Source organism: Streptomyces lacrimifluminis, from assembly GCF_014646095.1.
GTDB classification, from domain to species: Bacteria; Actinomycetota; Actinomycetes; order Streptomycetales; family Streptomycetaceae; genus Streptomyces; species Streptomyces lacrimifluminis.
In genome coordinates this window covers 1-13161 of record NZ_BMMU01000066.1, presented here as the reverse complement: position 1 = coordinate 13161, position 13161 = coordinate 1, and the positions used below count along the sequence as shown (strand labels likewise).

General features: G+C 67.6%; 9 protein-coding genes and 1 pseudogene. 5 read left to right on the top strand and 5 right to left on the bottom strand.

Annotation, left to right across the window (positions count from 1 at the left end; all coding sequences use genetic code 11):
• The 3 genes from IEY89_RS39200 to IEY89_RS39190 all read left to right on the top strand — a co-directional run.
• Positions 1–3797 (top strand): type I polyketide synthase (locus IEY89_RS39200; RefSeq protein ID WP_189152304.1); only part of this gene is annotated, 3797 nt, incomplete at its 5' end.
• 44 nt (positions 3798–3841) lie between these two features.
• Entirely contained in the window at positions 3842–4663 is an 822-nt protein-coding gene (locus IEY89_RS39195) for a glycoside hydrolase family 16 protein (protein WP_189152303.1), read from the top strand.
• Complete coding sequence (locus IEY89_RS39190; RefSeq protein ID WP_189152302.1) at positions 4660–6198, top strand: prenyltransferase/squalene oxidase repeat-containing protein; 1539 nt, start codon at positions 4660–4662, stop codon at positions 6196–6198. The genes IEY89_RS39195 and IEY89_RS39190 overlap by 4 nt, the downstream gene beginning before the upstream one ends.
• A gap of 7 nt (positions 6199–6205) precedes the next feature.
• Here the strand turns inward: IEY89_RS39190 and IEY89_RS39185 are convergent, their stop codons facing one another.
• Positions 6206–6859, bottom strand: coding sequence for a TetR/AcrR family transcriptional regulator (locus IEY89_RS39185; RefSeq protein WP_189152301.1), 654 nt, complete (start codon positions 6857–6859; stop codon positions 6206–6208).
• Positions 6860–7000: 141 nt separating this feature from the next.
• On the opposite strand from IEY89_RS39185, the gene IEY89_RS39180 reads away from it, so the two are divergent.
• On the top strand, positions 7001–8506 hold the full coding sequence (locus tag IEY89_RS39180) for an MFS transporter (RefSeq protein WP_189152300.1): 1506 nt from the start codon (positions 7001–7003) through the stop codon (positions 8504–8506).
• 668 nt (positions 8507–9174) lie between these two features.
• Here the strand turns inward: IEY89_RS39180 and IEY89_RS39175 are convergent.
• Positions 9175–9339, bottom strand: a complete 165-nt coding sequence (locus IEY89_RS39175) for a DUF6207 family protein (protein WP_268240804.1) — start codon at positions 9337–9339, stop codon at positions 9175–9177.
• 292 nt (positions 9340–9631) lie between these two features.
• On the opposite strand from IEY89_RS39175, the gene IEY89_RS39170 reads away from it, so the two are divergent.
• The gene (locus IEY89_RS39170) at positions 9632–10108 is read left to right on the top strand and encodes an ATP-binding protein (RefSeq protein ID WP_189152299.1); all 477 of its coding nucleotides are present in this window, start codon (positions 9632–9634) and stop codon (positions 10106–10108) included.
• A gap of 270 nt (positions 10109–10378) precedes the next feature.
• Here IEY89_RS39170 and IEY89_RS39165 read toward each other — a convergent pair whose 3' ends face one another.
• From IEY89_RS39165 to IEY89_RS39155, 3 genes and pseudogenes are all read right to left on the bottom strand, one after another.
• On the bottom strand, positions 10379–11617 hold the full coding sequence (locus IEY89_RS39165) for a PP2C family protein-serine/threonine phosphatase (protein ID WP_189152306.1): 1239 nt from the start codon (positions 11615–11617) through the stop codon (positions 10379–10381).
• A 200-nt stretch (positions 11618–11817) separates the two neighbouring features.
• Positions 11818–11979: pseudogene (locus tag IEY89_RS39160) on the bottom strand (hemolysin III family protein); the annotation flags it as partial.
• A gap of 316 nt (positions 11980–12295) precedes the next feature.
• Entirely contained in the window at positions 12296–12862 is a 567-nt protein-coding gene (locus IEY89_RS39155; protein ID WP_229695705.1) for a VanZ family protein, read from the bottom strand.
• Positions 12863–13161: the final 299 nt, after the last annotated feature.

The following is a 13161-nucleotide window of genomic DNA, read 5'->3' as shown; positions in this document are numbered from 1 at the left end:
TGGACGCGTTGGCGCACCACCGCCACGCTCAGGGCCTGCCAGCCGTCTCCCTCAACTGGGGACTGTGGGATGAACAGAGCGGCATGACGGGCGCACTCTCCCAGACTGACCGCGACCGCATGACACGTGCAGGTGTCACTGGGCTGTCGACCCAGGAGGCCCTCGCGCTCCTCGACGTCGCCTGGACCACTCAGGACGCCCAGCTTCTGCCGATGCGCCTGGACATCACCGCTTTGCGTAAGTCTGCCGCCGACGTCCCCGCTCTGCTGAGCAGCCTCGTTCCCGTCCCCGCGCCTCGCAGCGCGGCCGCGCACGCTGCAGTCGGGGAGGACTCCTTCGCCGCACGGCTCGCCGGACTCGCCGCTGCGGAGCGGCATGGCCTCGCTCTGCTGGTCGTACGCGAGAGCGTGGCTGCGATCCTCGGTTATGTAAACCCTGCCGCCGTGGACGCAGAACGTCCCTTCATTGAACTCGGTTTCGACTCGCTGACCGCGATCGAATTGCGTAACCGGCTGCAAGGCGCCACCGGCCTGCGCCTCCCCGCCACGCTGATCTTCGACCATCCCACTCCCGACGCACTCGCTCGCCATGTCCTCACTTCGGCCTCCGGGCTCGAAGCGACGACAAAGGCAGGCACCGCCGCACCGGCAGTCGGCAACGACCCCATCGCGATCGTGTCCATGGCCTGCCGTTACCCGGGCGGGGCAGCCACACCCGAGAAACTGTGGCACTTGCTGTCCGAGGGAAGCGACCTCATCGCGGAATTTCCCTCGGATCGGGGCTGGGACGTCGAAGGGCTCTACCACCCAGACCCGGACCATCCCGGAACGACGTACTCGGTCGAAGGCGGCTTCCTCTACGACGCAGGCGAGTTCGACCCGGGCTTCTTTGGGATCTCGCCGCGTGAGGCCTTGGAAATGGATCCACAGCAGCGGTTGCTGCTCGAGACCTCCTGGGAGACGTTCGAACGGGCCGGGATCAATCCCAGCTCCGTACGGGGTACACGCACGGGCATCTATGCGGGCGTGATGTACCACGACTACGGAACTGACCTCGCCGCGGGCAGCGTCGTGTCCGGCCGGGTCTCCTACCATCTCGGCCTTGAGGGACCGGCCGTGACGCTGGACACGGCGTGTTCGTCTTCACTGGTCGCGCTGCACATGGCGGCCCAGTCGCTGCGCAGCGGCGAGTGCACCCTGGCCATGGCCGGCGGTGTGACGGTGATGGCCACACCGGGCACGTTCATCGGTTTCAGCAGGCAGCGGGGGCTGGCGTCGGATGGGCGGTGCAAGGCGTTTGCTGATGCGGCGGACGGTACGGGCTGGGGCGAGGGCGTGGGCATGCTGCTGTTGGAGCGGCTGTCGGACGCTGAGCGCAACGGGCATAGCGTGCTGGCTGTCATTCGTGGTTCGGCGGTGAACCAGGATGGTGCGAGCAATGGTCTGACGGCTCCGAATGGTCCGTCGCAGCAGCGGGTGATCCGGCAGGCGTTGGCGAATGCCGGTCTGTCGGCGGCTGAGGTGGATGTGGTGGAGGCGCACGGTACGGGTACGAAGCTGGGTGACCCGATCGAGGCGCAGGCGCTGCTGGCCACCTACGGGCAGGACCGCGACCCGGAACACCCACTGTGGCTCGGCTCGGTGAAGTCCAACATCGGCCACACGCAGGCCGCCGCAGGTGTGGCGGGTGTGATCAAGATGGTCATGGCGATGGAGCACGGCGTCCTGCCCAAGACTCTGCACGTGGACGAACCGTCACGGCATGTCGACTGGGAGTCGGGCGCGGTCTCGCTGCTGACGGAGGAGCAGGCATGGCCGGAGACGGGGCGCCCGCGCCGTGCCGGCGTGTCGTCCTTCGGTATCAGCGGTACCAACGCACACGTGATCATCGAGCAGGCACCGGTGTCCGAGTCGACCGAGGAGGCCCAGCACGCCCCGCCCGGCGTGCTGCCCTGGCTGCTCTCCGCCAAGACCGAGCACGCCCTGAGCGCGCAGGCCGCACGCCTGCGGGAGCACCTCACCGCCACGCCGGAGCTCGGCGCCGCCGACATCGGCTACTCGCTGGCCACCACGCGTACGGCCTTCCCGCACCGCGCGGCGGTCCTGGGCGCAGACCGCACGCAGCTTCTCGAAAGCCTCGAAAAGCTCGCCCGAGGAGAAACCGGACAGGACGTCGTCCGGGGCGTCGCTCGCCCCGCAGGCAGGACGGCATTCGTCTTCTCCGGCCAGGGCAGCCAGCGGCGAGGTATGGGGCGGGAGCTGTACGCGGCCCACCCCGTGTTCGCAGAAGCCCTCGACAAGATCTGTGCGCACTTCGACGCCTACCTCGAACACCCCCTGCGCGACGTGATGTTCGGGCAACTTCCCGGCGGTGACGAGACGGACGGTCTGCTGGACCGCACCGCCTACGCGCAGCCTGCCCTCTTCGCCGTCGAGGTCGCGCTGTACCGGCTGTGGGAGTCCTGGGGTGTACGGCCCGATGTGCTCGCTGGCCACTCCGTCGGCGAACTCGCCGCGGCTCATGTCGCCGGCGTGTTCGGCCTGGCCGACGCAGTTCGGCTGGTCGAAGCCCGCGGCCGGCTGATGCAGCAACTGCCCACGGGAGGCGCCATGGTGGCCCTCCAAGCCGAGGAGAGCGAGGTGTCCCCGCTACTCACCGACGGAGTGAGCATCGCCGCCGTCAACGGCCCCTCCGCCGTTGTCGTCTCGGGCCTGGAGCAGCAGGTCATGGCCCTCGCCACGCGCTTCACGGACCTGGGCCGTAAGACGCATCGGCTACGTGTCAGCCACGCGTTCCACTCTCCGCTCATGGACGGGATGCTCGACGAGTTCCGGCAGGTGGCGAAAGAGCTGGTCTTCCGGGCGCCGCGCATTCCGGTGATCTCCGACGTCACTGGCGAGGAGGCCACTGCCGAACAGCTCGCGGATCCCGGCTACTGGGCGCGCCACGCCCGGGCGGCGGTGCGCTTTGCCGATCAGCTGGGCTGCCTCGACAGGCAGGGCGTGACGGCATACGTCGAGATCGGGCCGGATGCGGTACTCGCCGCCCTGGCTAGGGGAAGTCTCACTGCCGGAGCCCTGTTCACCCCCAGCCAGCGCCGGGACAGGCCCGAGGCGTGGGCCGCTGCCTCGGCACTCGCCCAGCTCCAGGTGGCCGGTGTACCCACCGACCCGGAAGGAATCTTCGCGGGTACGGGCGCTCGGCCGGTTGCCCTGCCGACCTACGCCTTCCAGCGCGACCACTACTGGTTGCCGTCCGCGGCGCCCGCCCCTGTCACGACGCAAGGAGCCGGGCAGGCGGCAGCCGAGGCCCGGCTGTGGGACGCGGTGGAGAGCGGCGACCTCGACGCGTTCGCAACTGCCCTGGGCGCCGGTGTCGACACGCAGCCCGCACTGACCACAGCCCTAAACTTGCTCTCGACCTGGCGCAGCAACTACGGCCCGGCTGCCGTAGAAAGCCCCGCCCGGGACACCCAGAGGGCGTCCGGTGACGCGGACGAGCTGCGCGAACACCTGGCAGGACTGCTGCCGGATGACCGGCACGAGTGCCTCACGAATCTGGTCCGGGAGCGGGCGTCGAGCGTCCTGGGCCACCCGAGCGCTGACGCTCTCCCCGCTGACCTGGACTTCCTCGACGCCGGTTTCGCCTCACTCACCGTCGTCGAACTGGCCACCGGGCTCGGTGCACTGCTCGGCATCGAGCTCTCACCGACGGCGATCTACGACTTCGCGACCCCTGCCGAGCTGGCCGAGCACCTGTGCGAGCAGCTCACCGGGCAGATGGAACCGACCGCATGACCCCTGTTGCCCGAGAATCACGTGACACCGAAGGAGACACCCCTGTGGGGACCGTTGACCTGTCTGCGCTTGACGCAATCACCTGGCGGACCATCTGGCAGGACTGCTTCGAAGGCCTCGCGGGCTCCCCGCCCGACCCCGCCACGTGGATGGTGGTCGAAGGCCAGCCGTTCGGCGCCGGCGTCGAGATCCATACCGATGACTCGGAAAACATAACCCTCGACGGCGAGGGTCGGCTGCGTATCACCGCCACCCGCGATGCCGACGGCGGTTACCGGGCCGCCTGGATCGAGAGCCGCCGCGAGGACTTCGTCCCCCGGCCGGGAGGCGCCCTCCGCATCGACGCTCGCGTCAAGACCGCGTCCGGCCCTGGCCTCGACTGCGCGATGTGGGCCTGGGGAACCCAGCTGCGCCACCGCGGAGACGAGGATCCGGTGCAGGCCTGGTACCGGGCCGGTGAGATCGACATTTACGAAGTGCTGGGCTCTGAGCCCGACTCGGTCTGGGGCGCCCTGCACTCCCCGGAGTGCCACCAGATCCCCTCACTTGGCATCGGACGTAACACCACGACCGGGAATGGCCGTCCGCTCAGCGAGGACTTCCACACGTACACCGTCCTGTGGCGACGTGACCCCGACTCGATCACCTGGTACCTGGACGGACGCGAGTTCCTCACCTTCACCCCGGAGGACACCACCCCCAAGGGCTGGCTGTTCAACCAGCCGACCTATCTCTGCCTGGCGATCATCATCGACAGCCCGGGCGGCCCCGTCCTGCCTGGTGCCCCCGACCCGAGCGCCTTTCCGTCGTCCCTGCTCATCGAGGAGATCACCGTCTCCGAGTCTGTCTTGGAGATCACGGTATGACGGCTACACCTGCCCAGACACACACCCAGCCCGCGCCCCCGCACGGGGATATCGAAGCCCTGGTGGAACAGCTGGTGGCTGATGTCCTGGCCGACCCGACCGGCGGCCTGGAACCGTCCGTTTACGAGACGGCCCGACTGGTCACCTTGGTGCCCTGGCTTGACGGTCACCAGGAGCGGATCCGGTTCCTTCTCTCCCGTCAGCGCGAGGACGGCAGCTGGGGCGGCCCGGACGGTTACAGCCTCGTACCCACCCTGAGCGCCACCGAGGCCCTGCTGGCGGCGTGTGGACAGGTGCAGTTGCCCATTCCCCTGCGCCAGGAGGCGCGCCAGGCGGCGGACCGAGGTCTGGACGCGGCTGGCCGGTTGCTTGCGGAGAGCGACCGCACGGGTGTCCCCAACACCGTCGTCGCCATGATGATCGTCCCTGCTCTCATCTCAGACATCAACGCCAGGCAGGAGCGGCGGCTGCCGCTGCCGAACGGCATGGACAACATCCGCCTCGACGAACTGCGCTGGGACGGCTGGCGCAACCCCCTCGCGGGTCACTACCTGGAAATTGTCGGCCCCGTTGCGGTCAAGGCCGACCATCTGCAGCCGGTTGACGGAGTCATTGGGTGCTCGGCCGCTGCGACCGCAGCCTGGCTGGGCGCGGAGGAGCCCGGCCCCGCCTATGCGCCGTCCGTGGAATTCCTGCGCCGTGCCCAGGCTCGCCAGGGCGGCCCGGTACCGGCCATGACTTCCGTCGCGTACTACGAACGTGCCTGGATCCTGGGCAATCTGGCCACCGCCGGTGTCGCCCTGGACCTGCTCTCCCCGCTCGCAGCCGAGCTGCCGTCGGACACGGCCCGCACGGGTGCCCCCACCGCCCCCGGTTTTGCCTACGAGGCCGAGACCAGTGCCATCATCCTGGCGGCGTTCGCCCAGCTTGGTCCCGCGCAGGAGCCCGCCTACCTGTGGCAGTACGACGCTGGGACGCACTTCCGTTCCACCATCCCTGAGTTCACCCCTTCCACTAGCACGAACGCTCACGTGATGGGCGCACTCGGCAGTTATCTCGGCGTGGGGCCCGGGGATGCCGAGCGCTACGCGGACGCTATGGAGCGGATCGCACTCTGGCTGCGGGACCAGCAGCAGGAGGACGGCACCTGGATCGACAAGTGGCATGCCTCGCCGTACTTTTCGACCATGCGCTGCGCCGTGGCGCTCCATGAGCACGCGGGTGCCGCCCACCGGGCCACCGTCGACCGGGCCGTTGGGTGGATTCTCGACAGCCAGTGTGACGACGGTTCCTTCGGACGCTGGGGCGGCACCGTTGAGGAGACGGCCTACGCTGTGCAGACCCTGCTGCGGACCACCGCCCCGGGCGACAGCCGGGCCGAGGGGGCGGCGCAGCGCGGGTACGCCTTTCTGCTGGAGCATCTGAAGGACACGGATCACCCCGCACGATGGATCGGTAAGGAGCTGTACGCGCCGGTCCACATGGTGCGCGGCGCGGTGATCGGCGCCCTGCAGCTGGCCCGTTCCCGCTGGTGAGCCCCGGTCAGTCGGCCGACTCGGCAGCGGTGGCCGCGAGACCGGCCTGGAGGCGCGAAAAGGCCAGGTTGGCGTCGGCGACGGCGTCAGCGCTGACCTCTTCGGCTGTATGGCCCGAAAGGATCCGCTGCCAGTTGGCGTAGGCAAGGACTCGGCCCGAGGCGATCACCTGGCAGGCCAGCAGGTGGGTGCCTATGTCACGATGCCCGGTGCCGGCTGCCTGGTGCAGTACCTGTGCGAGCACGTCCTCCGCCTGCGTCAGGTACTGCGCGGCTCGGCCCTGCAGACTCGGTGTCGAGTAGACCAGGCCGTGCATCCGCACGATCCGCGCCTGGTCGTTGAGGCCTGTGACGGGTGCTCTCCTGGCCAGGCAGCGCAGGAACTCCTGGTGGAGGGCGGCCAGTGGGGACATGCCTGGCTGCCGCTTGCGCACGGCGGTGTCCACCATCGTCTTGTAGTCGGTGTAGCGGTGTACGACCAGGTCCTCCTTGGTCGGGAAGTACTTGAACACCGTCGGTTTGGACACCTCGGCAGCGGCGGCGATGTCCATGACTGAGACCTGATCGAATCCGCGCTCCAGGAACAGAGTGATCGCGGCATCGGAGATCGTTCTGTGTGTCCGCTGCCTGTGGTGCTCTCGCAGGGCTCCGGGTTCGACCATGCTCAACAGTCTGCCAGAAAATGCAACCTGGTAACAAATAATTCAAAGTAACGAAGTTGACTGCGTAAATCTATGCTGCTCTACTGCTCGAGGCCATGCATCAATGCAGGCCGGATCAACGAGGGGTGAAGAGTGGTGCACATGACATCGGCCGGTACTGAGCGGTCGATCCGCCATCGATGGTGGGGTCTGGCAGTCATCGGTCTCGCCCAGTTGATGGTCATGCTGGATACGACCATCGTGAACATCGCGCTTCCCTGGGCGCAGCGGGACACGGGGATGTCGGACGTGGACCGTCAGTGGGTAGTCACCGGCTACACCCTTGCCTTCGGCGGGCTGCTCCTGCTCGGCGGGCGGATCGGTGATCTGCTGGGGCGCAGGCGTGCCTTCACGACCGCGGTGATCGGCTTCACTGCTGCTTCGGCGTTGGGCGGGGCCGCACCGAGTGCGGGTGTCCTGGTCGCTTCCCGGGTTGGTCAAGGCGTCTTCGCGGCCTTGCTGATGCCTGCGACGCTGGCGCTGCTGACCACATCGTTCACGGAACCCCGAGAGCGCGCAAAGGCGTTCGGCATCTTCAGCTCGGTCGCGAGCGCCGGCGGCGCACTGGGACTGCTCGGCGGCGGTGTAATCACGGAGTACCTGGACTGGCGCTGGTGCCTCTACGTGAACGTGCCCATCGGGATCGTCGTCGTCATCGGCGGAATTCTGCTCCTGCCGAACCCGCCTGCCCAGCAGGGCGTCAAGGTGGACTTCCTCGGAGGGGTGCTCTCCTGCGCCGGCATGGTGGCGTTGGTGTACGGCTTCAACGAAGCGGCATCTGCGGGCTGGTCCTCTGGGCGTGTCATAGGTCTACTGGCGGTCGCACTTGTCCTGCTGGCCGTTTTCGTCGCACTTCAGGCCAAGGTACGCAACCCCCTGCTGCCTTTGCGGGTGCTGGCTGACCGTAACCGCGCGGGAGCCTTCCTTGCCATTGGCCTCACCATGATCGGGCTGTTCGGTCTGTTGTTCATCCTGACCTACCAACTGCAGGAGGTCATGGGGTTCTCGCCGCTCAAGACGGGCCTCGCCATCCTCCCCGCCACCGTGGGGACCGTGCTGGTCGCCACGCAGGTCACCCCTCGGCTGATGCCGATCGTGTCGGCGCGTCTGCTGGTGGCGCCGGGAATGGCTCTGGCGGCGGCAGGGCTGCTGAACCTCGGGAGGCTCCAGCCGGACAGCTCGTACGCCATGACCCTCCTGCCCACCCAGATTCTTGTCGGCCTGGGCCTGGGCCTGGTCATGGCCCCCTGCATCAACATCGCCACGAACAAGGTTCCGCCGAGCGAGGTCGGGGTCGTGTCGGCCTTCGTGAGCACCTCTCAGCAGATCGGAGGCTCGGTCGGAACGGCACTGCTCAACACGATCGCGATGACCGTCACGGCCGGCATGCTGCGGGGTGAGTCGCGAAGCGAGGCATCCGTGTCCGAGGCGACGGTTCGAGGATTCGCCACGGCCGGCATGTCGGCGGGCGCGATCGTCCTGATCGGCGCGGTGGCTGCCGGATTGCTGATCACCACGGATCTGCGCAAGCGCGAGGAAAATGCACCCGCTTCCGACCCTACCGAGCCAGCCTCGATCGCAACCTCAGGCCCGACCCGGGCGCAGTGATCAGGCTTACCCGCAGCGATGCAGGGTGGCCAATCCGGATCTAGTGCACCGCCCCTTCAGCGGTTGGCCGTTGGAGGGGCGGTTGAGCATCATGGATCGGGCGTGGGTCTATACGTCCTTCGTGAAGAGTGCTCAGGGGATCTTGCATCTCATGGGAGTTCGGCTTGTTGTCCGGGGTTTCTGCGTTTGTCGGCAGCGTTCCGGGCCCCGAGGACGGAGCATCACGCCCGGACGTCGACGGCTGAGGAAACGATGTCAGACGGCTCGCGGTCGTCTGGCGACTTGCTGCCCTGCGAGGGCGATCGGGCAGGGCGCGGATCCGCTGGCCACGATGAGCCGTTGGAGGCTGGCGAAAACACTGGGTGTGAGGAGAGCCATGCCGAGCACAGCTGCGCCGAAGGCGGAGGTACGACCCGCGAGGGCGACTGAGCCGCGCCAGTAGCCGAATGGGAGCCCTCGTCGGTGAAGAGGTGCGACAGATCCACGGCAAGAACACAGCTCTCGATCGAGGAGCTGTGGCCGATTGAGCGTGGCTTGTGTGAGAAGCCCTTATCACACGTGCATCAGTCGCTGACCTGCGAATACGATAGATGCGTTCCCATATTCAAGGAGGGGCGTTTCCTGCCCCTATTGAGGCGATCCCCTGACCAGCGGCTTCGTAATTTCACTCAAGGCCCCTGCCCCGCGTCCCGGGTCGGGCCCTCCTCTGTCGACGTCGCCCACAGTCCGGCGAGTGCCTCCTGGAACTTGAGGGCGGTCGCGTCGTCGGCTGCGGCAATGTCGACGACCAGCTGGCCCGCTTCCGCCACGTGAACTTCCTGGATCGGATCCATGCCCGTCACGACGATCCGGCAGACAGCGGGGTTCCGGCAACCGGGTGGATTCATCCCAACGAGTTCGGCCCCGGACCGCGGTACCGCCCTGTCCGCGTGCGACCAGGTCAGGAACGTGAGCGGGGTGTGGCCGGCAGCAGTGCCCCGGCCCCGCGGACAGTGGCCTGCTACACCGGGAAGCTCGCGACCCGGTCCAGGACCTACCTCGACATGGTCGACTCGCGTGGAATGCGTTGATGTTTCGCGGGTAAAGGGTCGGTGATCAGCGGTGCTTCGGACGAGAGGCGGATGTATGAACCTGGCTCGGCTGGGCGAGGGCCTGGAGCCGCTCATGGACCGTCCGATAGCCGTCTCCGCCGTGTTCGAGGACAGTGGGGGGATCGCTGAGGCTCGTGACATGGCCCGTGAATTCCTCGCGTCCGTGCAGGCTGTGCATGGGCTGCCGGTGTCGAAAAGGGCGATGGGCATGGTGCAGCTGGTGGTGAGCGAGCTGGTGACCAACGCCCGCAAATACGCGCACGGGCCGTGTCTGCTGACGCTGGAGGTCGAGGGCGGAGCCGTCCAGGTGAGTGTGTGGGACAGCAGCACGACGCTGCCCTCGGTGCAGGCAGCCGATGCACAGCGGGTCGGTCAGCACGGCCTGGAGATTGTCATGGCCGTGTGCCAGAGCTTCGCTGTCCACCGGGAGCCAGTGGGCAAGCGGATCACCGCGACTGTCGTACTCGCCGACGATCCGAGCGGAGATGCCGCCGGCCGCCAGGCCATGTGACCTCGGACCGCGAGACTCAGGGGACGACTCACCGCACGTCTCCGCCTGCTCCGCCCAGCGGAGATGGCGGCATCAGACAACACCCCGGCCGGGGCGGGGCAGGAACTCGAGGATCGCGTCGCGGAACCATCCGGTGAGGAGCACGTCATCGTCAGCGATCCTGGTCTGCGTCGACACGAGCCGGATGGTGCTGCGCTCCAGGCGCGGCACCGAGATGGCGGCCTCAGTGCCTCCGGCTGCCTGGCCGGGCTCGCCATCAAACGCTCAGGGTCATCGCCTGGGAGTGGTCCGTCCCGTTCCTGACGCCCGTGAGGCATCGGTGAGGTTGGCGCCGGTGGCCGCGTCCCGCTGGGAGTGGTTGGTGCCGTGCCAGTCCAGGCACATGACGGTCGCGTCGTCCTGGAGGTGGCCGTCGTTGGCGTCGACGATTGCTGCGATGAGGGTGCGGGCGGCCTCGCGGGGATGTAGCGCGCGGGTGCGCACGATCAGGTCGGACAGGTTGAGGCTGCCTGGGTTGTGCTCCAGCATGCCGTCGGTGAGCATCACCAGCCGGTCGCCCGGCCGCAGGTCCAGCGACTGGACCCGATAGCTGTGAGGGGCGTCGAAGCCGAACGGCATATCAATTTTGGGAGTGATCTCCCGTACCTGGCCGTCCCGCATCCGCAGCGGCCAGGGGTGCCCGGCGTTGATGAACTCGGTCTTGCCGTCGATCAGGCTGATGCGCAGGAGCTGGCCGGTGACGTAGCCCTTGTTACCGTGCTCGCGCATGGCCTGGTCGGCCTGGCGGGCCTGTTCGGCGAGGTCGGCACCGGCCCGCCGGGCCCTGCGCAGGGCGCCCACCGCGATGGTGGCCAGCAGTGCGGCGTCGACGTCGTGCCCCATGGCGTCGGTGACGGAGAGCTGGACGGTGTCCCGGTCGATGACGTAGTCGAAGGTGTCGCCCCCGACGTGGTCGGCCGGCTCCAGTGCCCCGGCGACCGCGAACTGTGCCGCCTCGCACGCGAGTGACATAGGGAGCAGCCGGTGCTGGATCTCCGCGGCCAGGCTCAGCGGAACGGTCCGGCGGCCCCATTGGTAGACGTCGGTGTAGGACCGGTTGGCGATGATGATGTACGCCAGCGCGTGCGCGGTGTCGCCGATCTCCCGCATCACCTGCTCGTCCGGCGCGGCGGGCAGGAACAGTTCGAGGAGTCCGATGGCGTCCCCGCGGTTGGTCACCGGGGCGACGATCCGCACCAGCGCGCCCTCGCCCTTGTCCTCCAGGCTTGGCCTTTGGGTGCGGATGACGTCGTCGTACAGGGTGCCCCGCAGCTTGATCCGCCGGGCGGGTTCGTCGGTATCTACGCTGCCGGCCGCTCCCAGCCGTACGACGGAGCTACCGGTGAAGTCGGTGATGAGGAACGACACCGACACGGCCCCGAGGTGCTCCTTGAGCATGCGCGCGACCACGTCGAGCGACTCCACCGGCGCCGCGGCCTCCGCCGCCTCCAGCGTCCCCGCCAAAGTCATCGCCCTGCCCAGGCGACTCTCGTCCCAGGGAGGACGAGCGGCCCGCCCGCCGTCCGGGCTTCCTACGGTCATACGACTCCTCCATTGCTCGATGACGCTCGGGACTTCGCCCAGAAAGACGCGGAAAACCTGTTCCGAGCCCGGTACCCGGACAGGTCACATGCACCACCGGACTCGACTTCTGCCCGCTACGTACACCGTCATGTCGCTGCGAGGAAGATGGCCGTGTAATGCGCTGTGAAGGCTGCGATGGTCAGGGCGTGAAAGGCCTCGTGGAAACCGAACCAAGCCGGTGAGGGGTCGGGGCGCTTGAGTCTGTAGATGACGGCGCCCGCTGTGTAGAGCTGACCGCCAGTCGGCACCGTCGCCGCCGTTTGAGCTGGGGCGGGTTGATCCCGCCGTGCACCCTCTACAGGTCTGTCGGCCGTGACCCCATCGTGATCAATGGAGGGGAGGAGATTTCCATCCTCCCGGCGGCTGGACTGCGTCCACAGGGCGGGGCCCACCGTAGGGCGATCGGCCGGGCGCAGCAGGCACCCGGCCGGCGAACAGGCAGGGAGTCGTGTCGAGGAGCGAGCCGGCCGAGGATCCCGCCGTCGCCCCCACCCCCGGGGCCGGGCCCGAGGATCAAACTCCCTGGGGCGCCAGAGGGGCGGCGGAACAGGGGGCTCAGTGCGCCTATGCCGGGTCTTGAGCAGTCTGCTGGCGTTTGGTGACCCGGTGCCACCAGTGGCGGCGTCGGGGATGCACTGCGAGACCCATCCGGCGGCCGATCAGCAGGTAACCAATGAGGGCACCCGTGGTGTTGAGCAGTACATCATCGACGTCGAAGGCGCGCCCGGTAATGAGGGCACCCTGGACGAGTTCGACGAAGATCATCACGAAAGCGGTGGCCGCCGCTACGCGGAGCAGTCCTCGCGTTCGGGGCACCAGTACCGGCAACAGCACACCGAACGGTATCCCCATCACGATATTGCCGCCGAGCTGCTTGACCGTGTCAGGAGCCATGGGCTGCGCGAGGTACGCACGGATGGAGTCACCAGGGCGCAGGTTATTGTGCGTCAGCGGCACGGATGCTGCCGAGGGTTCCAGAGTCAGCCGGGCCAGAACCACCGCGAATACGACCGTCCCCGCGAAAGCCAGCATCATGGCCAGCACCCGACCGAACGTGGACAGCGGAGGCTTTCGGGGAACCCACTCCCCACGATCCTCAGCGGTCTTGTCACGCAGGACTATCCGCGCCATTACGAGCTCCCAGCCAGGGGTAGTTTGCTTGGACGTTCCGATACCCGAGCTGTGGAGCGGCCCGCTGGGCGGCGGTTCACGCAGGAACCGTACGTGTCCGTACAGTCGCCTCGCCCAGAAGATGGTGAGCATGGGCCGCAACAGCGCATCATCGGGTACCTCAGCGACCGCGGCGGACATGACCACGGATCAGTTCTGATTGTGTCATGGCCGCGTTCGGCGCGATGCCGAGTTGCTTTACTGGCTCTAACAAAAGCTGTTGATCATGTGACTGGTGGCTTGTCCGCTCGTTGGTTTGG